Origin of the sequence: Burkholderia sp. WP9 (genome assembly GCF_900104795.1) — a bacterium.
In the GTDB taxonomy this organism is placed as follows: Bacteria; Pseudomonadota; Gammaproteobacteria; order Burkholderiales; family Burkholderiaceae; genus Paraburkholderia.
Window position 1 is genome coordinate 2672115 of record NZ_FNTG01000002.1, and the last position, 22917, is coordinate 2695031.

At 62.4% G+C, this 22917-nt stretch carries 21 protein-coding genes; 8 read left to right on the forward strand and 13 right to left on the reverse strand.

Annotation, left to right across the window (positions count from 1 at the left end):
- Nucleotides 1–749: 749 nt before the first annotated feature.
- The 3 genes from BLW71_RS41815 to BLW71_RS33020 all read right to left on the reverse strand — a co-directional run bounded on the left by BLW71_RS41815 (nt 750) and on the right by BLW71_RS33020 (nt 6316).
- Entirely contained in the window at nt 750–2783 is a 2034-nt protein-coding gene (locus BLW71_RS41815) for a hypothetical protein (RefSeq protein WP_177205158.1), read from the reverse strand.
- Nucleotides 2784–3014: 231 nt separating this feature from the next.
- Nucleotides 3015–3677 carry a ligase-associated DNA damage response endonuclease PdeM gene (pdeM, locus tag BLW71_RS33015; RefSeq protein WP_091807100.1) on the reverse strand — a complete coding sequence of 221 codons (663 nt, stop codon included), beginning with the start codon at nt 3675–3677 and terminating at the stop codon, nt 3015–3017.
- Complete coding sequence (locus BLW71_RS33020) at nt 3674–6316, reverse strand: ligase-associated DNA damage response DEXH box helicase (RefSeq protein ID WP_091807102.1); 2643 nt, start codon at nt 6314–6316, stop codon at nt 3674–3676. The genes pdeM and BLW71_RS33020 overlap by 4 nt, the downstream gene beginning before the upstream one ends.
- A 252-nt stretch (nt 6317–6568) precedes the next feature.
- On the opposite strand from BLW71_RS33020, the gene BLW71_RS33025 reads away from it, so the two are divergent.
- Both BLW71_RS33025 and BLW71_RS33030 read left to right on the forward strand, forming a co-directional pair.
- Entirely contained in the window at nt 6569–6970 is a 402-nt protein-coding gene (locus BLW71_RS33025) for an FKBP-type peptidyl-prolyl cis-trans isomerase (protein ID WP_091807104.1), read from the forward strand.
- Between the two features lie 112 nt (nt 6971–7082).
- Nucleotides 7083–7544 (forward strand): DUF488 domain-containing protein, encoded by a 462-nt coding sequence (locus BLW71_RS33030; RefSeq protein ID WP_091807106.1) that lies wholly within the window; start codon nt 7083–7085, stop codon nt 7542–7544.
- 48 nt (nt 7545–7592) lie between these two features.
- Here the strand turns inward: BLW71_RS33030 and BLW71_RS33035 are convergent, their stop codons facing one another.
- Complete coding sequence (locus BLW71_RS33035; protein WP_091807109.1) at nt 7593–7823, reverse strand: hypothetical protein; 231 nt, start codon at nt 7821–7823, stop codon at nt 7593–7595.
- A gap of 341 nt (nt 7824–8164) precedes the next feature.
- Here BLW71_RS33035 and BLW71_RS33040 point away from each other — a divergent pair, with 341 nt between their 5' ends.
- On the forward strand, nt 8165–9238 hold the full coding sequence (locus tag BLW71_RS33040) for a DUF6765 family protein (RefSeq protein ID WP_091807111.1): 1074 nt from the start codon (nt 8165–8167) through the stop codon (nt 9236–9238).
- Nucleotides 9239–9263: 25 nt separating this feature from the next.
- Here the strand turns inward: BLW71_RS33040 and BLW71_RS33045 are convergent, their stop codons facing one another.
- Together BLW71_RS33045 and BLW71_RS33050 are read right to left on the reverse strand one after the other, a co-directional pair.
- Nucleotides 9264–9500, reverse strand: a complete 237-nt coding sequence (locus BLW71_RS33045) for a hypothetical protein (protein ID WP_091807113.1) — start codon at nt 9498–9500, stop codon at nt 9264–9266.
- Nucleotides 9501–9554: 54 nt separating this feature from the next.
- Nucleotides 9555–9845 carry a hypothetical protein gene (locus BLW71_RS33050; protein WP_091807115.1) on the reverse strand — a complete coding sequence of 97 codons (291 nt, stop codon included), beginning with the start codon at nt 9843–9845 and terminating at the stop codon, nt 9555–9557.
- Nucleotides 9846–10354: 509 nt separating this feature from the next.
- On the opposite strand from BLW71_RS33050, the gene BLW71_RS33055 reads away from it, so the two are divergent.
- The 3 genes from BLW71_RS33055 to cls all read left to right on the forward strand — a co-directional run bounded on the left by BLW71_RS33055 (nt 10355) and on the right by cls (nt 13171).
- Nucleotides 10355–11242, forward strand: coding sequence for an H-NS family nucleoid-associated regulatory protein (locus BLW71_RS33055; protein WP_091807117.1), 888 nt, complete (start codon nt 10355–10357; stop codon nt 11240–11242).
- 22 nt (nt 11243–11264) lie between these two features.
- Nucleotides 11265–11762 carry a hypothetical protein gene (locus BLW71_RS33060; RefSeq protein ID WP_091807119.1) on the forward strand — a complete coding sequence of 166 codons (498 nt, stop codon included), beginning with the start codon at nt 11265–11267 and terminating at the stop codon, nt 11760–11762.
- 146 nt (nt 11763–11908) lie between these two features.
- Nucleotides 11909–13171, forward strand: a complete 1263-nt coding sequence (cls, locus tag BLW71_RS33065) for a cardiolipin synthase (RefSeq protein WP_091807122.1) — start codon at nt 11909–11911, stop codon at nt 13169–13171.
- 12 nt (nt 13172–13183) lie between these two features.
- Here cls and BLW71_RS33070 read toward each other — a convergent pair whose 3' ends face one another.
- The 7 genes from BLW71_RS33070 to BLW71_RS33100 all read right to left on the reverse strand — a co-directional run bounded on the left by BLW71_RS33070 (nt 13184) and on the right by BLW71_RS33100 (nt 20861).
- On the reverse strand, nt 13184–14101 hold the full coding sequence (locus tag BLW71_RS33070) for a hypothetical protein (protein WP_286162175.1): 918 nt from the start codon (nt 14099–14101) through the stop codon (nt 13184–13186).
- Between the two features lie 56 nt (nt 14102–14157).
- The gene (locus BLW71_RS33075; RefSeq protein ID WP_286162176.1) at nt 14158–14925 is read right to left on the reverse strand and encodes a MetQ/NlpA family lipoprotein; all 768 of its coding nucleotides are present in this window, start codon (nt 14923–14925) and stop codon (nt 14158–14160) included.
- A 23-nt stretch (nt 14926–14948) separates the two neighbouring features.
- On the reverse strand, nt 14949–16031 hold the full coding sequence (locus BLW71_RS33080) for a formylglycine-generating enzyme family protein (protein ID WP_091807127.1): 1083 nt from the start codon (nt 16029–16031) through the stop codon (nt 14949–14951).
- A 7-nt stretch (nt 16032–16038) separates the two neighbouring features.
- Nucleotides 16039–17985, reverse strand: a complete 1947-nt coding sequence (locus BLW71_RS33085) for an arylsulfatase (protein WP_091807130.1) — start codon at nt 17983–17985, stop codon at nt 16039–16041.
- 159 nt (nt 17986–18144) lie between these two features.
- Entirely contained in the window at nt 18145–18687 is a 543-nt protein-coding gene (locus BLW71_RS33090; protein ID WP_091807133.1) for a hypothetical protein, read from the reverse strand.
- A 114-nt stretch (nt 18688–18801) separates the two neighbouring features.
- Nucleotides 18802–19449, reverse strand: a complete 648-nt coding sequence (locus tag BLW71_RS33095; protein ID WP_091807136.1) for a response regulator — start codon at nt 19447–19449, stop codon at nt 18802–18804.
- A 2-nt stretch (nt 19450–19451) separates the two neighbouring features.
- The gene (locus BLW71_RS33100; protein WP_091807139.1) at nt 19452–20861 is read right to left on the reverse strand and encodes a cache domain-containing protein; all 1410 of its coding nucleotides are present in this window, start codon (nt 20859–20861) and stop codon (nt 19452–19454) included.
- A gap of 259 nt (nt 20862–21120) precedes the next feature.
- On the opposite strand from BLW71_RS33100, the gene BLW71_RS33105 reads away from it, so the two are divergent.
- Nucleotides 21121–21318, forward strand: coding sequence for a DUF3311 domain-containing protein (locus BLW71_RS33105; RefSeq protein ID WP_091807142.1), 198 nt, complete (start codon nt 21121–21123; stop codon nt 21316–21318).
- Entirely contained in the window at nt 21315–22802 is a 1488-nt protein-coding gene (mctP, locus tag BLW71_RS33110; protein ID WP_091807145.1) for a monocarboxylate uptake permease MctP, read from the forward strand. The genes BLW71_RS33105 and mctP overlap by 4 nt, the downstream gene beginning before the upstream one ends.
- Nucleotides 22803–22917: the final 115 nt, after the last annotated feature.

Genomic DNA, 22917 nt, shown 5'->3' on the forward strand with positions numbered 1-22917 from the left:
TTTCTTCTCGGCGTTCTGAGGGCAACGATCGTGTCGGTTTAATTCGTCCTGTGAGTATGTCAACGCTGGTGATAATAATAGTTGGGAGTGCGTATCGGATGGCATGATTTCCCGGGCCTTAATAAATAGCGGTAATTGACGATCTTTGACAATCCGGACACGCAATTAATCGCAAATGCGCCGTGGATGTCGCATTGCGTGGTCTAGCGCACGGTGACTGAACAGTGCTCCGCATAACTTCAACGTCCATCAGACCCAGCTGTGTCATTTGAAAAATCAGTGCGTGCACAGCCAATCGTTTTTCTCGAAACACGTTGAATCGGACCGGGGTTTTCCGCGAGAGAAATGCCGGACGTCATGCGGTTTCAGCGTGACGCGAGGTAATGGCGAGTGGGTTTTGAAGTTTCATTTTTAACAGTGAACAGAGATTCACTCGTTATCCAGGCCGGTCTTTCAAGAGATATAGTTAGGAGAATGAAATGAAAAAGCAAAACGGGGACGTGCTGGCGTTGGGGACGCGCCGGGCTGTATTTGCAGTTGCCGTGAGTTTGTATGCGGCGATGGCGGGTGCGCAGACGAATCAGGCGGTGACTGCGGCACCGTCGGCCGGTCCGGGGAAGATCATGATTGCGCAAGCGTTGCCGATTGATTGTTCGTCGTTCGACACACTTGGCTGCAAGGAGGAAAGCGCTGACCTCGTAACCTCTGGCGGAATTGGAATCGCCGCGGCCGCGGAAGGGTTCGGATCGCTATCGGCTGCGGGCTTGCAAGGCGGCGGAAATGGGAGCTCGTCGGGAGGGGCTGCGGCTGCGGGCAATGGCAGCGGGAATGGTGGCAATGCGGCGAGCGGCGGGAATGGCGGGACTAACTCCGGCGCGGCGGGGCTTGGTGCTGGGAGTACGGGTAGCGGCAGCGGTGGGAAGGGCGGCGTGGGATCGGGAGGCGGGACTAATAGTGGTGGGACGGGTAGCGGGGGAGCCGGCAGTGGTGGGACGGGTAGCGGCGGAACTGGGAGTGGTGGAACTGGCGGTGGTGGGACCGGTAGCGGCGGAACTGGCAGTGGTGGGACGGGAAGCGGCGGAACTGGCAGTGGTGGGACGGGAAGCGGCGGAACTGGCGGTGGTGGGGCCGGTGGTGGCGGAACTGGCAGTGGTGGAACTGGCAGTGGTGGAACTGGTAGTGGCGGAACTAGCAGTGGTGGAACTGGTGGCGGCGGAGCCGGTAGCGGTGGAACGGGAAGCGGCGGAACCGGCACAGGCGGTGACGGCGGAAATGGTGGCGGCACCGGTGGCCATGGTGACGGTGGTCATGGCGATGGTGGTCACGGTGACGGTGGTCACGGTGACGGTGGTCATGGTGACGGCGGCCACGGCGATGGCGGCCATGGTGACGGTGGTCATGGCGATGGTGGTCACGGTGACGGTGGTCATGGTGATGGCGGCCACGGCGATGGCGGCCATGGAGATGGTGGTCATGGCGATGGTGGTCACGGTGACGGTGGTCATGGTGACGGCGGCCACGGCGATGGCGGCCATGGTGACGGTGGTCATGGCGATGGTGGTCATGGCGATGGTGGTCACGGTGACGGTGGTCATGGTGATGGCGGCCACGGCGATGGCGGCCATGGAGATGGTGGTCATGGCGATGGCGGCCATGGTGACGGTGGTCATGGCGATGGCGGTCACGGCGACAGTGGCCACGGCGGAAGCGGCCATGGCGCAGGCGGTTCCGGCAACGGTGGTCACGGCGACGGCGGCCACGGCGACGGTGGCAAAGGCGGAAGCGGCCCTGGCGCAGGCGGCTCGGGCAACGGTGGCCACGGAGACGGCGGCCATGGTGACGGCGGCCACGGCGGAAGCGGCCCTGGCGCAGGCGGTTCTGGAAACGGTGGTCACGGCGACGGCGGCCACGGCGACGGTGGCAAAGGCGGAAACGGCCCCGGCGCAGGCGGTTCCGGCAACGGTGGCCACGGGGACGGCGGCCACGGAGACGGTGGCAAAGGCGGAAGCGGCCCTGCCGCAGGCGGCTCGGGCAACGGTGGCCACGGAGACGGCGGCCATGGTGACGGCGGCCACGGCGGAAGCGGCCCTGGCGCAGGCGGCTCCGGCAACGGTGGTCACGGCGACGGCGGCCACGGTGACGGTGGCAAAGGCGGAAGCGGCCCTGGCGCAGGCGGCTCGGGCAACGGTGGCCACGGAGACGGCGGCCATGGTGACGGCGGCCACGGCGGAAGCGGCCCTGGCGCAAGCGGTTCTGGAAACGGTGGTCACGGCGACGGCGGCCACGGCGACGGTGGCAAAGGCGGAAACGGCCCCGGCGCAGGCGGCTCCGGCAACGGTGGCCACGGAGACGGCGGCCACGGCGACAGTGGCCACGGCGGAAGCGGCCCTGGCGCAGGCGGTTCCGGAAACGGTGGTCACGGCGACGGCGGCCACGGCGACGGTGGCAAAGGCGGAAACGGCCCCGGCGCAGGCGGCTCCGGCGACGGCGGCCACGGCGGAAGCGGTCCTGGCGCAGGCGGCTCCGGCAACGGTGGCCACGGAGACGGCGGCCACGGAGACAGTGGCAAGGGCGGAAATGGCCCCGGCGCGGGCGGCTCCGGCAACGGCGGCCATGGAGACAGCGGCAAAGGTGGAAGCGGCCCTGGCGCAGGCGGCTCCGGCAACGGCGGTCACGGAGACGGCGGCCACGGCGACGGTGGCAAAGGCGGAAACGGCCCGGGCTCCGGCAACGGAGGCCAAGGCCACGGCGGCGGCTTCGGCGGCGGCTTCGGCTCGGGCCACGGCGGCGGCTTCGGCTCAGGCCATGGCGGTGGCTACGGCGGAGGAGGAGGAGGCCACGGCGGCGGCAACGGCGGCAGCCACTAACGGCGCTGCATTCGCTAATCGGATGGGGGCCGGGCGTCCGGCCTCCATCCGGCACCACGCGGAGCGAGCGAACGAACAACCCCCGTCCGCTCGCTCCAACCCACACTTTCCACGAGCCACCCGCTCAAGAAAACCGAACCCAAAACCTCATCGCACCACTTCGATCAGCCTCTCCTGCACCACCAGAAAAACCTTCTCCCCGGCCACTCGCCCATCTTCACGCGTTCCGCCCGTAAAGCTCCCGAACGCAGGCAACACACCACACTCCACCCCGAACCGGAAACACGGAACCCGCACTGAATCGCTGCGAGTCGCAATCCTGTACACCGGATGCACATGCCCCGCGAGCGCATACGCACCTTCGACTTTCTGCGGGTGATGACACAACGCCCACGGCCCGATTCGCCAAGGCTCCTGAACATACTCGACGCCGAGCGTCGCCGGCAGCGCACCGGCGTGCCGGTCGTGATTCCCCTCGACCAGCACCACCCTCAGCCCGGCATGCCGCGCGCGCCAGCCGTGCAATGCTTCGAGCGTTTCGCTGGCGTGCGCCTCGCGCGCATGCAGCAGATCGCCGAGAAACACGAGCGTGGCGGGCTCGAACTCGGCAATCAGAATATCCAGGCGCATCAGATTATCGGCGGTCGAACCAATCGGCACAGGAATGCCGCGTGCGCGAAACACGGCGTCCTTGCCGAAATGCGCATCGGCGACGAAGAGACACCGCAGCGCCGGATCAAAAGCCGCGCGCAAGCTCGACAGCACGAGAGAATGCCCGGCGATTTCCACCGCCATTGAAGCCGGCTTCATGTGCGGGCCGCCTTCTCGAGTTCGGCCAGCATCCGCTCCACGCGGTCCGCGAGCTTCTCCGTGCTGACCTTTTCCCGCAAGCGTCCGACAATCAACGGAAATGCAAACGGCGTTGGCTTTTTCGGCCGCGTGATGACCACGCGGCTCGCGTTCATGCGTTCGAGCGCGGTTCGAATGCGCCGGGCGTCGAGTTCCTGCAGGAGCACTTCGTCGTCGGCCTGGTTGAGCAGCAGATTGCCGCGATCGTGACTGCGAAAGATTTCATAGAAGAGCCCACTCGACGCCTGCAACTGCCGCGCGCTTTTCTGCTGCCCGGGGTGGCCCTGAAACACGAGTCCCGACACGCGCGCAATCTCGCGAAAGCGGCGCATGGAGAGTTCCGACGAATTGAGACTCGCAAGAATGTCGTGATCCAGATCATCAGGCGAGAGCAGACCGTTTTCGAGTTTCTCCGCCCAATCGAATGGTTGCGCGGACAACAGCTCGAAGCCGTAGTCATTCATCGAAATGGAAAACGTACCCGGATTTTCACGAGCAATGCGCCATGCGAGCAATGCGCCCAATCCGATGTGCGCCGTTCGCCCCGCAAACGGATAGCAAAAGAAATGATGTCCTTCGCGCGATTTCACCAACTCCACCACCAGTACACCCGGCTCGGGCAATGCCGACCACTTTTGCTGCAATTCGAGCAGCGGCCGCACGGCGCGCATTTCTGGTTCGTCGTAGATGCCGCCGGCGGCGCGCGCGAGCATCGTGAGCGTGGCGTCGGCGAGTTCGGAGGAAAGCGGCATGCGACTGCCCGCCCATTGCGGCATGGCTCCGCGCGATGACGTGGCGCGCCGCACCCACGCGGTCATATCCTGTACGCGAATCAATTCGAGTGCGCGTCCGCCAAAGGTAAAAATATCGCCGGGCTTAAGCCGTGAAATAAACGATTCCTCGATCGCGCCGATCCGACCGCCCGAGAGATAGGCGACATTCAAGGTGCCATTCGCCACGATCGTGCCGATGTTGTTGCGATGCCTTCGCACCAGATCCTCGCGCGGCACGCGGTACAGGCCATCGTGTTCGCGCACCACGCGATGGTAGTCGGGATAGGCGCGCAACGCCGTGCCACCGCCTTCCACGAAGCCGAGAGCCCAGTCGAACTCAGCTTGCGTCAATTGCCGGTAGGCGTAGGTGCTGCGAATTTCGCCGTACAGTTCGCATGCGTCGAATCCACCGCCGATCGCTACGGTGACGAGGTGCTGCACGAGTACGTCGAACGGTTTCTCAGGCGTCTCGCGACCTTCTATCTGACGCTTCTCGACCGCCTCGCGCGCGGCGGCGGCTTCGACCAGTTCGAGCGCATGCGTCGGCACGATCGTCACCCGGGAAGGACGGCCCGGCGCGTGACCCGACCGGCCCGCACGCTGCATCAAGCGCGCGACACCCTTGGGCGAGCCAATCTGGAACACACGCTCCACCGGCAGAAAATCGACGCCCAGATCGAGGCTCGATGTACACACAACCACTTTTAGCTGACCGCTCTTGAGGCCATGTTCGACCCATTCACGCACTTCCTGATCGAGCGAGCCGTGATGCAGCGCGATCAGGCCCGCCCACTCCGGCCGTGCTTCGAGCAGCGCCTGATACCACACCTCGCATTGCGAGCGTGTGTTGGTGAACACGAGCGAGGTCCGGGCTTCGCCGATCGCCTCGGCAACGGCGCCGACCTGGCGCATGCCCACGTGGCCGCCCCACGGAAAGCGCTCGATGGTCTCGGGAATGACCGTATCGACGATCAGCGCTTTAGGCAGCGCGCCGTGCACACTGGCGCGGGGTGTCTTCACGGGCGCGAGCAAGACATCGGCGGCGAAGGGCAGATTGCCGAGCGTCGCCGACAAGCCCCATACCTGCAATTCAGGCCGCCAATGGGCGAGACGCGCAAGCGCAAGTTGCGTCTGCGTGCCGCGCTTGTTGCCGAGCAACTCATGCCATTCGTCGACGATTACCAGCCGCACGTGCGCCAGCACGTCGCGTGCATCGGGGCGCGTGAGGATGAGCGAAAGGCTTTCCGGCGTCGTGACCAGTGCGGACGGCATGCGCCGATTCTGTCGCGCGCGTTCGGCAGACGACGTATCGCCTGTGCGCAGCCCGACGCTCCACGGCACGGCCAGTTCCGCCGCCGAACTTTGCAAGGCGCGCGCGGTGTCCGCGGCGAGCGCGCGCATTGGCGTAATCCATAACACGGTGAGCGGTTCTGGCTGCGTGCGGGGCGCGCGGCTGCGAGTGCCTGGGGACGCGGCGAAGGCGGCCAGCGCGCCGAACCAGACAGCCCAGGTTTTACCTGCACCGGTGGTGGCGTGCAGCAAACCGCTCGCACCGCGGCCGATTTCCCGCCAGACCTCGCGTTGAAACTCGAATGGCTGCCAGCGGCGCGCCTCGAACCAGGCGGTGAGTTTGTCGGCGAAGGGACGGCGCGCGGCGGTTTCGTCGATGGCAAAAGGTAACGGCTCGAACACCGGCTCGCGCGCGTCGAGCCGCGCCTGCTGTTCGCGGCTGCGCGGAATCCGGCGCGGCCGGGGAGCGCGGCGCCGCTCAGGTGGAGCGGAAGGGGGCGGGATCGCGCTTTTGTCGGAATCAGCCGGCTCGGTCATCGGAAGCGCTCTTTAGCATTGAATCGCGTGTTGGCAAACGGCTCGAATGGGATTTAGTGTGTGGACCGCCGAACCGGGCTGGTGGTTCACAACAGAATCTTCTCAGTTACGCGCCGTTCCGCCCTTGTGCAAATGGCGAGGCTTTGGCTGATTGATGAAGACGCCTTTCGCCGATCATCCGCGCAGTGGTCGTGCTGGTGCGGCAGATGCGATCCGTTACAATGAGGCGCACTACCCATCTGGAGACTCGCTTTGAAATCTATCGTTGCATTGGTCGCAGCAGCTCTTCTGTCTTCAACGGCGATGGCCGCCGCGCCCACCACCGAAAAATTGCCTTCCGGCGTCGTGGTTGAACATCTGACCCAAGGCACCGGCGCCCAGCCTGCCGCCGAAGATGTCGTCAAGGTCAACTACCGCGGCACGCTGGCCAACGGTACCGAGTTCGATAGCTCGGCGAAACATGGCGGCCCAGCCACGTTCCCGCTGAACCGTGTAATTCCGTGCTGGACGCAGGGCGTGCAGAAAATGAAAGTGGGCGAAAAGGCCAAACTGACCTGCCCGGCAGCGACCGCATACGGCGATCGTGGCGTTGGCGTGATTCCGCCGAACAGCGACCTGACGTTCGAGGTCGAACTGGTCGGTATCGTCAAATAAGCACACGACGTGAACCGAGACTGAGCCCCGCTCCGGATACCGCAGCGGGGCTTTTTCTTGCTCGGGGCACTGCGTTTGCCCACTGCGTATGCCCACTGCCAGGTGCCCTGTGATGAAACGCGAAAACAATGCGGTGCCCGTGACCACGATCGGTTTCACCGGCAAAACCGCGCAGGAATTTTTCGATTTGCTGAAAAACGCAGAGGTGCGCACGGTGCTCGACATCCGCCTGAGCAATACGTCGCAATTGGCCGGCTTCGCAAAGAAACAGGACCTGCCTTTCTTTCTCGACAGACTGTGCGGCGCCGCTTACCGGGAAATGCCAGAGCTGGCTCCAGAGCCCGACTTGTTCAAGCGCTACAAGGCCAAAGAGCTGACGTGGGACGATTTCGCGGCCGCTTACGTGGAGTTGATTGCAAAGCGCCGGGTGGAAAACAATCTGGATGTCGATCTATTCCGCTCGGCTTGCCTGCTTTGCAGTGAACATTTACCCCACCACTGCCACCGGCGACTGGCGCTTGAGTACTTGAACTCGCGGTGGAATAGCTGCCTGAAAGTCACCCACTTGTCATAACCGGCGAGCAGACGGCCGCACCTGTGCGCGGCAGGGGACGCCTGGATTTCACTCGGACGGCGCGAAAAGCATCGAGATATATACGATCGTGGACACGACGGTAATACCGACTCCGATGAAAACTTTGGTGCGATTGAATTCCAATCCGCCGTTAATGGCCACGCAGATCCCAACCACGGATGCCAATGTGCCGATCGTGGCCAGTAAGACGTGAATCTTGCTGCGTATCAGCTTGCGGCGCTCCGGACTTGCGCCTTCTTTCCAATTCTCGAGTTTCACAGGACTTGTCCTTTGAGTTAACGTGTAGTGGCCCGAAGCTTTGGACCCGAGCGTGATACGGCCCGGCGTGCCTTTCGCATTACGAATGTTCCCAATGGCACAGAGCATAACCGAGCCGCCAGACCCTGCAAATAACAAATACGAGAAAATGCAGCGCCTGATTGTCACAAGTCTATTTAGTGGCACGGCGCTGTCCGGCCATGAGACAGGATTGCGCGAGTTTTTTTAAAGTTTCATTGAGCCCGGTCGTCTACTATCTACTCATGCGCCGCCGCAATGCCCACCTCGCGCGAAGTCAGGAAGATCCCGTTGTCATTCGCCGCGCGTCAGGAGCGCCAGCCATGAATATCGACTTCCACTACGGTGTGGTCTATATCGCCGCCCGCGTGGCCGGAATGCCGCCCGGCGACGCGCTCACCGTAGCGCATGCCTGCCAATACGTCGACGATGCGACCACAGCGGGCATACTGCGTTTCAAAGGCGGCGAGACATTTGAACGCTTTGCCACCGCGCACAAGTTATTCGACTATGCGACCACGGAGGACGACAAGAACCGCCTGGTGTGGACGCCCTTTCATTTTCTGCCCGCGGCTGAAGGCTCGACCCTCCACGAAAAGGCCGTGTGCCGGCCGGATAGCCCCGTGGCGCGCGAGGTGGTGCGGCGGGCGATTCTGCGGCGGGACACCGAGACCGGATTGCATCGGCTGGGCGTGACACTTCACACTTACGTCGATACATGGGCGCATCAAGGGTTCGCCGGTATCGAAAGTCCGTGGAATCGCGTTCATCTGCTGGAGGCGCAAGACTGCACGCGCAAAGGCTGGCTCGCCCAGCTCAGACTCGCCAGCGAGCATCTGCTCGAGCACCTGGAGGAGGATATTCTGACTGTCGCGCTACCGGTCGGTCATGGCGCCGCGTTGCACTATCCTGACCAGCCGTGGGCGAAATGGCATTACATCGACGGTAGAAACGAGTTTGTCCAGCGGCACAACTTGCCGGAGTTCGTGCAGGCGGCCGAGATGGCGTGCCGCGCGGTGCGCGCCTATCTGACGGGTCGGCAAGATTTCGAGAACGAGGCCGGGTTGCCGGACAATATCAGGGAAGTGCTCACGAATCTGCTCGATACCAATCGCCACGAGGACGACGACGAGCGCTTGCGGCACATTTGCCGGGTCGTGAAGGCCGGCGGTATTCCGGGTTTGAAAGAGTCGATCCCGGAATATGTGGCCAAAGGACCAGGCTCCTGGAAGTACCTGGCCACCGGTCTAATGTTCGACGACGACACCGGAGACAAACCCGTATGGTCGGATGCCTTCGAGAAAAGTGATTACCGGTTATTTCACGACGCGGTCAAGCAGCACCGCTTCGTGACTACCCAGGAAGTTCTGCCGACGCACGGACTGCGGATCGCCTGAAAGAGAGCCGCGCGTCGGACCTGGGTTATTCCACTCTGGCTTGCTGACGTTGCGCGGCCTGTTCTTCCGCATGTTTTTTGGCCACGTGCCGACCGACCAGGCAGCCGCCGACCGCGCCGGCCACCGCATGGTGGCCGGCATAGTGTCCCGCCACCCCGCCTACGAGTGCTCCCTTCATGCAGCCGGCCGCGTTTGCCGTGCCGACCGCTGCCGAAGTGAGTGCCACCGCCACGAGGGCGAATTTGATGTAACCCGCTTTCATCTGAAAAGTACCGTCCTATTGAGTGGTTCCAAGCTGGCGCCTTTCGGCGTCATTTCAATACCCGTCCCAGTGGCGTTCACGCCACTCGTGTTCGCGCCAATGCTCGCGCCGCCATTCGTGTTCCCGCCATTCACGACGCTCGCGCCACTCGCGTGCGCGCCAGTCGCCATAACCGCCATAAACAACCGGAACCGGAGCCGGATCTCGCGCGACATAGACGGGCTGCGCGGCAACCACGCCGACTGGAATGCCGACCCCGACGGCCACATCCACATGTGCCGAGGCCGCCGACGATGCCGCCAGCACTGCCAGACCCAATACCGCGCCCATGATCTTCTTGTTCATCTGCTTTCTCCTTGCGTATCGAAGTGCGATGCATCCGATTGCCTCAGGTCTTGCCCTTACGAATTACCGAGAGCTTTGTTGCTGAGTACGGTTTGGAGTGTAGAAGGGCGGTCCGGACACAGGTGAAACAGCGCTGCGAGATTGGTAACGCGGGATTACCGACGGCAGGTGAGCAAACGGGCTTGAATGACAAAAAAAGTACTGCCGCTCTTTGAATCTTCAAATGCTTGCCTATAGTAGAAGCGGCCAGTGGCGCGATGCACGGCGGGAAATCAACCAGACAGGACGCTTTTGCCGGCCCGGCCGAGATGCAATCGCAGTAGAAGAGAAGGGGGGAGTGGCAGACGAAAAGACAGGAAAAGTGTGGCAATGGCGTAATGAACCGAAAAAGTTCGTACTCCACCGCATGCCCAATCGACTCAGGCTCGTGTATATATAGCCACGCCGATCTGCCTTTCTCACGTCATTCGTGGCATAGTTCGATCGATTACCACATAAGGAGCAATCAAATGCCCACGTTAGAGCAAATCCAGGCAAAGCTTAAAAAGCTTCAGGCACAAGCTGACGCCCTTATTGCCAGAAAAGCGCAAGTTGCGGTCGACCAGATTCGCGACCTGATGCTCAAGCATGGCCTGACTACTGAGGATATCGAAGCCCGTGCGAAGGCAAGACGTGCCGCCGGAGGTTTGAACGGTCATGCTGGTAGTGGCAAAGCGAAAGGCGCCAGCGCCGGTAAGGCAATCGCCAAGTATCGGGATCATAAAACCGGTGCGACGTGGACGGGCCATGGCCGCGCGCCGGGCTGGATTGCCAGCGTGAAAGACCGCACTCAGTTCCTGATCGAAGGCGCAAGCGAACTGAAGTCGGCGGCAAAGGCGGCTGTCACCCATGCGAAAGGCAGCAAAGGTCAGCCGAAAGGCGCGCAGCCGCCCAAGTACATCAATCCGAAAACGGGTGCTACCTGGAGCGGCCGTGGCCCGGCTCCGGCATGGCTCGCCACAGTCAAGGACCGTACGAAGTTCCTGATCGATAGCGCCTCGGCGGCAGCGGCTGATGTTGGCCACCAGGCTGCAAAGAAAGCGGGCAAGGTGAAGTCGGCGGCGGCTGGCGGCGTAGTGAGCAAGAAAGCCGCAGCCCGAAAGGTGGTGGCAAAGAAAGCGGCAACGGCCAAAAAGACGGTTGCGAAGAAAGCTACTTCGGCAGCCGGGAAAGTAGCGGCAAAGAAAGTAGCGGCCAAGAAAGGCGCGGCAAAGCCGGCCGCAAAGAAGAGCGCCGCCACCAAGGCCGCAAGGAAAGCACCGGTCCGCAAGGTCGCGGCTAAAAGCAAAGCCGTCGCGACGAGTGCGACGAGTGCCGCTGCGGCACCGCAAGCCTCACCCGCACCAGCCAGCGCATAAGCGCAACGGAGTTGTGAAGTAGATGACCAGTACGCTCGAATCACCCCAGCAGGAAGACCAGGTCGTCCTGCTGGACGGCGTTCCTCATCCGGCGGAAGATGCCGCCGAACCGTTCATTGTCGCCAGTGCCCGCCGGGTTATTCTCTCTTATCCGATTGCGGAATCCGACTTTGAGCGGTTCGGACCATTCGATGCCGACGACGATCCTTTCTGCACGGTGCTATTTCCTGACACGATATTTCACCGTCTCGGCCCGCCCGGCGACGTCGATCTCGAGATTCATCCGCTCGCCCCGCAAGGTCTGATCGGTTACTCGGTTCACGAAGTCACCAATTCGTCGCTTGTCGCGGAACTTGTCGCCGAGCTTGCTGCGGTTGCATCGACGGGAGCCGCAAAGCGCCATTTCGTCATCACCTTCAATGAGTCCACGTTCGAATGCGTGGCGTCGGACTATACCGTGGTCGGTGTTTATGGCGCAGGCGAAATCGCCAGCCGGGAAGCGTTCTCGCTCGTCAGGTAGTCAGGTCGAGTAGCAAGGCGCGGGCCTGCAACGGGCACGCGCAATGCGTCCTGCGTGTGGCGTAAAGGCCGGGCCGAGGTCCGGGTTTCCGTCAAACCGCAGGACGCGCATGCAACGCGTCCCGCCGATTAGCATCGAGGCCACGCATGCTGGCAATTCCCATTACCGCGTTAGTCACGCTTCTGATCATCTTGGTGATTGCCAATTTATCGAGTGGCGAGAAGAAGATCGAGCATAAGATCGAACGTCTCTATGCGAGCGACGATCCACAGTTTCTGCGTTCAATGGGTTTATTGCTCGGGCCGCCAGTGCTCTCGGGCAATCGCTTCGAGATGCTGCTCAACGGTGATCACATCTTTCCTTCGATGCTGGAAGCCATCCGTTCCGCACGTCGAACCATCACGTTTGAAACCTTCATTTACTGGTCCGGCGAGATCGGCGAGCAGATTGCGCAGGCGCTCGCGGATAAGGCGCGCGACGGCGTCGCGGTGCATGTATTGCTCGACTGGGTTGGGTCATCGAAAATGGACAAGCGCTATCTGAATCTGCTTCGCGACGCCGGCGCGGAGGTGATTCAGTATCACAAGCCCCATTGGACCGGACTTGGCCGCATGAACGATCGCACGCACCGCAAACTGCTGATCATTGACGGGCGTATCGGTTTCACGGGCGGTGTGGGTATTGCGTCGGAATGGACCGGCCATGCGCAAGATGAGAAGCATTGGCGCGATACGCATTTTCGCGTAGCAGGTCCGGTGGTCGGCCACATGCAAGCCGTTTTCATGGACAACTGGGTCAAGGCAACCGGCAACGTGCTCCACGGCCCCGCATATTTTCCCGACATCGAGCCAATGGGCGACGGCCTCGCGCATATGTTCAGCAGTTCGCCCTCGGGCGGCAGCGACGATATGCAATTGATGTATCTGATGGCGATCACGGCGGCCACGCACTCCATTCATCTGGCGAGCGCCTATTTCGTGCCCGACAAGCTGACCATCAACGCGATCGTCGAGGCGGCGAAACGCGGCGTGAAAGTGCAGATCATCATGCCCGGAAACCGGATCGATACGCACACGGTGCGTGAAGCGTCGCGTGCATGCTGGGGCGATCTGCTCAAAGCGGGTGTGGAAATGTTCGAGTATCAGCCGACCATGTTTCACTGCAAATTGCTGGTCGTGGACGAATTCCTGGTGTCGGTCGGTTCGACCAATTTCGATAACCGTTCATTCAGGCTCAACGACGAAGCGAATCTGAACATCTATGACCGCGACTTCGCGAAGCAGCAAACAGCCGTTTTCGCCGACGACATCAAGAAGTCGCAGCAGGTCACGCTCGAAGCATGGATGCATCGCCCGTTCACTGAAAAGCTGATCGAGAAGTTCGTGCCGTTGCTGGATACGCAGCTCTGACGAATCTTCTGGTCAATGATCCGCGCCAGAGAGATAGGCTTCGGTGTTCGATAGGGAAGAGGGCGTGCCGATCTCCGGCTCGACAGCGGGAAGTGGTATGGGAAGCGGTGTGCGAAGCGGTGCGGCAAGAAGCGCTTTCGCGCGTTGATAGGCCTGAGCGAATCCACGCAATTCCTGCGTCACCGGGCGATCCTCCAGGCGGCGGCGCGAGAGCGCTTGCTCAATACTGCGGTCGATCAGCGCGAGCTGGCTGTCGATATAGTCGAGGCATAGCTGTCGGCAACGCGCGGAAATGCCTGCCACGGCCAACAGCGCCGGCACAATGGAGATCGTCAGAAAGCCGCCCGGCGGAATACGCGCCAACGCGGCAGGCGACTCGAACAGGTCTTTACGCAGCGATTCGAATACGGCACGACCCCATACTTCATGTTCTCTTTCGAGATCATGGCGGCGGCGTGCCAGAGCTTCTCTCGCCTTTGCGTCTTTTATCTCGCCTTGGGCGATCATCAATGTCGCGTCCGCGCGCTCACCCTCCTGAATACAATCGGCGCCAATATACGAGGCGCTCTGATTGCGCCCGGCGAGCACCAGATGTTGGAGCCTGTCCGGCACGAGCGGATCGAGCGGCACCACTTCGCACATGAGCGGCTTGCCGTTCAGATGAATGGCGCAGCGTCCATCTTCTGCGAGCGCGGGGCAACGTGCCAGAGACGGGTAATCGTAGCCCTGCGTCATGATGCTGAACGTGTCGCCGGCGCGATGAAGCAGCGTACCCGCAATCGACTCGAAGGCGGCGCTATCGGCCTCGTCGAGTACGGCTTCGTGCTGGCCGACACGTATGCGTTCGCCCATGTGCCTGCGCGGCACACGGCCAATGGCAATGCAACCGATGAACCGGTCGCGATGCCGGAACAATTCGGGCAACGACATGGCAGGCGGACTGTTGCAACATTTGCCACACGCCGTGCACGCGAACGAGAAAGCGTTCACCACGGCCGGCGCACCGAATCCTGATAGCGCGTCAGAATGAAATGCGCGACGTCGTTCGAATGGTAAACAGCCACCAGTTGCGCGACCCAAGGCTGCGCGCGATCGGCTTCGCGTACTGTCAACACATTGGCGTAGGGCGAACGGGCATCTTCGAGACCGAGGCTGTCGCGCGCCGGATAAAGGCCCGCGCGAGCCGCGTCATCGCTATCGATTACGGCAAAGGCTACGCTGTTCAATGTGCCGAACAGACGCGCGCGCGGCACCTGGCGGATCCGCAGATTCAGCCGGTTGCTCGTGATGTCGGCGAGTGTCGCGTGCAGACTGGCGTTGTCCCTGAACGTCAGCAGCGTGAAGTTCTGCAGCAGGATCAACGCGCGCGCGGTGCCTTCCCGGTCGTCGGGAATGGCAATCGTCGCACCTCGTTGCAATTGGCCGAGGTTCGTCAGTTTGCGCGAATACAGGGCGACGGGAAACGTCACGGTGGTGGCGACACTGGTCAGCGCATAGCCGTGCTGTTTGCGCTCTGCGTCGAAGCGCGGCTCGTCTTCGAAACTCGCCACATCGATCTGCTTCGCGGCGAGCGCGGCGTCGATGCGCTCGGGCTGGTCGAATACGACCACGTCGAGCGTGAGTCCGCGGCTGCCCGCGACACGGCGCACTTCGTCCATGATCTCAGCGTGCGCACCTCGGCTGACACCGACCTTGATGACTTGCGACGCGGCAGCCTGTACGTGCTGAACCAACGAAGCAGCCAACAGCAGCATGACCGTTGCAAATAGCCGCGGCCTCATGACGCGTCCCTCAACACCGTGCGAAAACCGATATGTGACGCCGGCAAGTCTGCCTCCTGCTGTTCGCGCGACGCCGCCCGATAGCGCACGCAATAGTCGCGCGAGCACAGGAACGAGCCGCCTTTGATGACCATCGGCGTATCGTGTTTGCGGCTGAGCGGCGCGACCGCCGCGGTATCGCCGTTGGTATGGGATTGGTGCGGACCGCTATAAACGTCCTTGGTCCATTCCCATGCATTGCCGATCATGTCGTAGAGCTTGAAATCGTTGGCGGCATAGCAGCCGACAGGCGCAAGACCGACATGACCGTCCTCGTTCGTATTGAGTACGGGAAATACGCCTTGCCAGTAATTCGCGCTCGGTTTGCCGTGTTCGTCGCGTGGCGCCGTGTCGAGGTCCGCACCTTCGCGGCCCGCTTTGCCCGCGTATTCCCACTCGGCTTCGGTCGGCAGATCGCGGCCGAGCCAGCGAGCGTAGGCCAGCGCGTCGGCTTGCGTGACCATCGTCACCGGCTGGTTCATGTGGCCTGCGAGCGTGCTGCCCGGTCCTGTCGGATGATTCCACGCGGCGCCTTTCACCCACGTCCACCAGGCGAGATCGCGTGCGTTCATTTCGTCGCGAGTGGGAATGTGAAAGACCACGGCGCCGCCTTGACGCTCGGAGTCGCTGACATAGCCCGTGGCTTTGACGAAGGCCGCGAACTGCGCATTCGTCACGTCGGTCTGGTCGATCCAGAACCCGGCGACACGCGTCCTGCCGTCGCCGGCGGGACGCTCGTCTTCGTAACCGAGCTTGCTGCCGAATACGAAGTCGCCGCCATGCAGATGCACCATGCCGGCTTTCGGATCGTCGCGCCACCGTGACGGCAGGCCGGCGTAGCGTGCGCATTGCTGCTCGGAGCCGAGCGCGGCCAACGGGCGCGCCGCGTTGAGGTTGTCGAACGCGCTTTGTTTGCCGCCGCTAAAAACCGCCGAAGCGGCCGTCGCGGCGGTGAAAGCGGCGGCGAACGCAGCCGTGGCGATCGCCGCGTAGGCGCCATAAAGCGCCGCGCGTCTTTTCTGCTTGAATCGAACGGTCATTGCGCGCTCAGTAGTAACCGCGCGGACGCAAGGGCTCGACGCCGCCGACGCTGCTCATATAGTTGTTCCACTGCTGCACGAGACCGTCGATGACCGAAGGATTCTGCGTCGACACGTCCTGCGTTTCGCCACGGTCGGCGCTCATATCGAACAGTTGCCAGTGGCCGTCCACGGGGCCGAGGGGCGGTTCGGTCCACAACGCTTTCCAACGGCCGTCGGCGCTGCGCAGATAACCGCGGCCATACGCTTCGTCGCCGAACGAAGCGGTGTGCACCGCGCTCGTGGCCTGATCGTTCAGCAGCGGCAGCAGCGATTGCCCGGTCACCGGATACACGTAGCGATTGTTGTAGACCACCTTGCCCTTGTTCTGGTCGACGCCGGTCAGCGTATTGATCAGCGGCGGCGCGGCCTGCGTGGGCGGCGACACTTGTGCTACGGCGAGGAAGGTCGCGGTGTTGTCAGTCACGTGCGTGAAGTCGCGCAGTGTCGGCTTCTGGGCGGTCTGACCCGGCAGATGCACGATCAACGGCGTGGATACGCCGCCTTCGCCCGAATAACCCTTGGTCAGCCGGAACGGCGTGGCGCTCACTTCGGCCCAGCGCAAACCGTATTGCAGACGTTGCGCGTTCTGCTTGCCGTTGTCGGTGCCGAGTGCCGAATAGATCGGGTCGGCGGCGTTGGCGGTGTCGGTCGCGGTCGGGTCGGCGCCGGAGTCGATCGGCCAGCCCTCCGCGCCGTTATCCGACTGGAACATGATGAACGTGTTGTCGTACTCGCCGATATCCTTCAGATGCTGGATCAGCAGGCCGATGTTGTGGTCGAGGTTTTCGACCATGCCTGCGTAAATTTCCATATAACGCGCCTGGGCCTTCTTCTCGGCGGGCGAGAGGCTTGCCCACGTCTTATTCACCGTGCCCGGGCCGTAGTCGGTATAACCTTGCGCGGCGCTATGCACGGCGCTCACGTATTTCGCGTTGACCGTGCCGTTGTTCGCGGTGGCCGCGGTGGCGACGAGCGTTTCCGATGCGCCGCCATACGGCACGAAGTCGTTCGGAATGATGCCGAGTGCTTTTTGTCGGGCAATGCGTGCATTGCGGATCGCGTCGTAACCGGCGTCGTATTTGCCGGCGTAATTGTGCAGATAAGGTTCGGGCACCTGCAGCGGCCAGTGCGGCGACGTGTAGGCCGCGTAGGCGAAGAACGGTTTGCCGTCGCCCTTGTTCGAGTCGATGTACGAGATCAGGCGCTGCGTGTAGAAGTCGGTCGAATAGAACACCGCGGGGCTGCCGCCCGTGCCGCCCGGTTGTCCCGGTTGGCCGGGCTGCACGTATTTGCCGTCTTCGGTGTAGTTCTGCGAGTTCGCCGGTTCATGCGCGAAGTGGTTGGTCGCGGCGCCGCCGAGCAGCGCGTAGCTGTGTTCGAAGCCCCATTGGTCCGGCGTCTGTCCGCCGCCCGTGGTGCTGCCGACAATGCCCGAACCGATATGCCATTTGCCGGCCATGTACGTGTGATAACCGCCGTCCTTCAGCAATTGCGCAACGGAGAGCGCGCGGTCGTTGAGATAGCCTTCGTAACCCGGCAGCCCTTTGCGCTCATCGGTCGGCACACCCATGGTGCCTTCGCCGACCAGATGGTGATCGGTGCCCGAGATCAGCATGGAACGCGTGATCGCGCAGACGGCGCCCGTATGGTGATTCGTCAGGATGCGGCCCGATTGCACCAACGCGTCGAGGTTGGGCGTGTTGATTTCACCGCCGAACGCGTGGATGTCGGAATAGCCAAGGTCGTCGGCCATGATGTACAGAATGTTCGGTCGTTTCTGCGCGACAACGGGTGCGGGCGTCGGGCCGGGCAGATTGTCGTCGCCGCAGGATGCGAGGACGACGAGGCTGGCCACGGCGGCGCCGATCATGCCGAGACGAAGAGAGGGGCGCTGCGATCGTTGTGTTGTCATTGTTGTGCTGACCGGGTATGTCGGGTCGCCGATGGTAGCAATGACGTCGAAACGGGCAAAGTTGGATTTCTGCGTTGCTATGTTCGATTGTCGATATAGGCGTTGCAGCGTGATACCGGGTATCACGCGCGCGGTGCTATCGGTTGCCGCAGTGTGTGGTTAGTTGCCGGGATCGAGCACTGGCCGGTCCGGATCTGCAAGCGTTTTGTAGGGGAGCTGTGCAGCGTGCGGATCGTTCGTCGTGTCGTCGATCACGCGCTCGACGTCCGCGGTTTTCGCGAGTTCGGAGAGGAAGGCCTGCTTGTCGAAACCCGGCGCGACGCATCCTTGCACGTAGATGAAGCGGCGTTGCAGCGTCAGCCACAGCGTCGATCGTTCGCGCCAGTGCGTGGCGAAATTGATGTTAGCGAGGCGCCGTTGCACGGCGTCGGCGATCTCCGCGTCGTACAGGTATGCATTCGACAAACGGCAGCGGCCTTCCACCCAGCAGCTGTTGCCACGCTCGATCCGGTAATGGCTGTCGTCGAGCCATTCCTGCGCGGTTTCGAGCGGACCCAACGGCACCGGACAGTCGCCGATCGCTTTGGAGATCTGAAAGAACGGGTCGTGACCGCGATTGAGGCGGGCCGCTTCGGCGTACGCATGACTGGTGGCGAAGCAGATCAGCAGGCTCGCCAGCCGCAGTGGGATCGAGCGTTTCATCCTCATCAGCTCCAGGTGTCGGGCGTTGAGTGGATCAGACGGAACGACGGCCGTGCTTCGAGTGCAGGCGGTGCTGATTGTGCGGTGTTTCGCCGGCCTGCGTCAGTCAGGGCTTTACCGGCTCGTGCGCCGGTTCTCGACCGCGAACTTGATCAACTCCGCCTGGCCTTCAATATCGAGTTTGCGTTTCAGGTTCAGCCGATGCGTTTCCACCGTACGCACGGAGAGATCGGTGCGTTGAGCGATCTGCTTACTCGACAAACCTTCCGCAAGCGCATCGAGAATATCGCGCTCGCGCGGCGTGAGCCGTTCGACGGGCGCCTGCATTGCCGAAGCCTGAATCAGGCGCGCGCCCAGTCCCGCACTAAAGAACTGCTTACCTTCGAGCACCGCGCCGATTGCCTGAATGATTTCGGTGGCGGGCGAGTCCTTGAGTACATAGCCAGTTGCGCCCGCGCGCACCGCCTGGGTCACGTATTCGAGGTTGTCGTGCATCGACAGCATGAGAACGCGAATCGCCGGGAAGCGCTCGTGAAACATGCCGGCCAGCGCGATGCCGTTCATCCCGTTCATGCCGACATCCATCAGCACGAGATGCGGCTCCGCGCTCGCGGCGAGCGCGAGCGCTTCCTGCGCATTGCCGGCTTCGCCGACGACTTCGAGATTGCGCACCGCTTCGAGCCGCGCGCGCAGACCGTCGCGCACGAGCGGATGGTCGTCGACGAGAATCAGACGGGCGATAGCGGGTGAGGTGTCGTTCATGGTCAGGTTTCCTGCAAGGCCGGCAATGTCGGCTCGGTCGAGCCCAGCGGCACGCGCGCGGTGACGAGGGTGTGGCCGGCTTGTGAGCTGAGCGACAACGTGCCGCCGAGTGCTTCGAGCCGTTCGCGCATATTGCGCAAGCCCACGCCCGAGCGCCGGCCGACGAAGGCGTGCGCCACGTCGAAGCCGCGTCCGTTGTCGGCAATGGTGAGCGTAACGGCGTCGTTCGACACTTCCAAAGCTAACGCCGCGCTCGACGCCTGCGCGTGCCGCACGATATTCGTCAGCGCTTCCTGCGCGATCCGGAACAGGACGGTGTTGACCGTGTCCGGCAAAACCGCGGCATGGGTATGCGCGATCTGCGTGAAGCCGATCTCGATACCGGACTGCTCGCTGAGTTCGCGCGTGAGTTGTTCGAGCGCGGCGGCCGCGCCGAGGTCGTCCAGCATCGACGGACGCAGCGCGTGAGAAATGCGCCGCACTTCGCGCAGCGTGTCGCCGAGGCGCGTGAGGCTGGTCGTGAGCGCGGCCTCGGCCGCGGGCACGCGCACGTCGCTGCGCTCGAAGCGCGCCAGCGCGGATTCGAGCAGCAGCTTGACGGAGACCATCATCTGGCTGATGCCGTCGTGCAGTTCACGCGAGAGCCGCGCCCGTTCGTTTTCCTGCGACTCCACCACCTGCTGCGCAAGCCGCTTCAGCTTGGCGTCCGCGCTGCGATACTCGGTGACGTTGAGCACGAGCGCGCACAGCGCGATCACGGCGAGCCCCGCCACGGCGATCGCGTCGATCCATTTCATCGTACGATCGATGTTGGCAGCCGCGCCTTCGTCGATATGCGCGAGCGTGCTATCCACGTCGTCGAGATAGATACCGGTGCCGATCATCCAGCCCCAGCGCTCCAGCGGCACCACGTAGCCGAGTTTCGACGCCACCTTGCCGGTCGACGGACGATGCCACAGGTAGCGCACGTAGCCGCCGCCGCGCGAAGCGGCGGCGAGCAGTTGCTGGATCGTCAGCGTACCTTGCGGGTCGCGCAGCGCCCACAGGTCACGCCCCACGAGGTCCGGCTCGCGCGGATGCATCAGCGAGCGGCCATGCATGTCGTACACGAAGAAGTAGCCGTCCTTGCCGAAGTCCATTTTCTCCAGGATCTCCAGCGCGCGCGTGCGCAGCATCGCGTCGTCGCGCGCATTGTCCTGGCCGGCGTTGTAGAGCGGCGCGATCGCGGTGGTGGCGAGCTCGACGTAATGCTTGAGCTCGACTTCCTTGCTCGCCATGTACGCAGCCTGCGTGGTCGCGTGCTGCGTCTCGGCAAGCGCTGTGGCTTCCTGACGCACACCGAGTTCGATGCTGGCGATGGCGGCCAGAAAGGGCACGATCGCCAGCAGGACAATCTTTGCTTTGAGTTTCATCGTTGAAAACACAGCCGACGGGCTACGTATTATTACGTAGCCGGCTTACGTAGTTGCGCGCTTGTGAGGACGCTTACGAAGGCGAATACTACATCCCCGCGGCGTAATGCGCCTTGCGGGCGCTCACGCCTGCCGCCGCGCGCATGGCGCGGCGCAAAGGGCACATCCGGTTTTGCCGTCTACTGTCAGGTAACCGGTTTCCGCGTGCCACACCACGAGCCGTGGCGCGCGGTTTCAATAATAGACTTAGGAGAAGTTTGTGGAGACCTCCCAACCTGCCGGCCGTTCATGGCTATGGCTGATCCTGCTGATCCCGTATATCGCGTTGTTGTGGCTGCCGTTCTATAACGACACGCGTCCGTCGTTCGCGGGCTTTCCGTTCTTCTACTGGTATCAGTTCTTGTGGGTGCCGTTGACCTCGCTACTGATTTACATCGTGTACCGAGGTGTCAAATGAGCGAAGTGAATCCTGTGAATCCGGTTGCGATGACCGTCTTTATCGCGTTCTTTGTTCTCGTCACCGTGATCGGCTTCTTTGCCGCGCGCTGGAAACGGGGCGATCTGACCCAGTTGCACGAATGGGGCCTCGGTGGCCGCCAGTTCGGCACGGTCATTTCGTGGTTCCTCGTGGGTGGTGACTTCTATACCGCTTATACGGTGATCGCCGTGCCCGCGCTGGTCTATTCGGTGGGCGCGTATGGCTTCTTTGCGCTGCCTTACACGATCATCGTCTATCCGTTCGTGTTCGCGGTAATGCCGAAACTGTGGAAGATCGCGCATGCGAAAAACCACATCACGGCAGCGGACTACGTGCAGGGCGAATACGGCGGCAAGTGGTTCCCGGCAGCGGTCGCCTTGACCGGCATTGTCGCGACCATGCCGTATATCGCGTTGCAACTGGTGGGCATGCAGGTCGTGATCAAGGGGCTCGGCGTGACCGGCGAAATGCCGCTGATCGTCGCCTTCGTGATTCTCGCGCTCTACACTTACGCGAGCGGTCTGCGGGCGCCGGCAATGATCGCGTTCGTGAAGGACATCATGATCTACATCGTCGTGATCGCGGCGGTGTGGCTGATTCCGGCCAAGCTCGGCGGCTACGCGCATGTGTTCGACGCGGCCGATACGTATTTCAAGGCAAAGGGCGGCGCGACCGGCATCATTCTGAAGCCGACGCAATTCACCGCGTACGCGTCGCTGGCTTTGGGTTCGGCGCTGGCGGCCTTCATGTATCCGCATACCATGACGGCGGTGCTGTCGTCCTCGTCCGCGAATACGGTGCGCAAGAATGCGATCTTCCTGCCGGCGTACACGCTGCTGCTCGGTCTGATCGCGTTGCTCGGCTATATGGCGATTGCAGCCGGCGTGCATGTGAAGTCCGCTTCGGACATGGTGCCGGCGCTCTTCAACACGCTGTTCCCGTCGTGGTTCGTCGGCTTTGCGGCGGCGGCGATCGCAATCAGCGCGCTGGTGCCCGCGGCCATCATGTCGATCGGCGCGGCTAATCTGTTCACGCGCAACTTGTGGCGTCCGCTGGTTTCGCCGAATATCTCGCCTGAAGGCGAGGCTTCCACGGCGAAGATCGTTTCGCTCGTCGTGAAGTTCGGTGCGCTGCTGTTCATCGTGTTCCTGCCGACGCAGTACGCGATCGACCTGCAACTGCTGGGCGGCGTGTGGATTCTGCAGATTTTCCCGGCTATCGTGTTCTCGCTGTACACGCGTCGTTTGAATACGACGGGCCTGTTCCTCGGCTGGCTGGTCGGCATTGTGATCGGCACGAGCCTCGCGATCATTCAAGGGCTCAAGCCGGTGTATGCACTGCATCTCGGGGACGCGGTCTATCCGGTCTATATCGGCCTGATCGCGCTGGTGGCCAATATCGTCGTGAGTTTTGTCGTATCGGTTCTGTCGCCGCGCAGAGCGGTGGCTGCAGCCGAAGCCTGACCGACTCACGGTCTGGTCAATGAACGCCGCGGACTTTACTGTTCGCGGCGTTTTTTATTGCGGGTTCGATCTGGACACGCGAGCTGACCAGGTATGTCGCGAGCAGGCCCAGCGC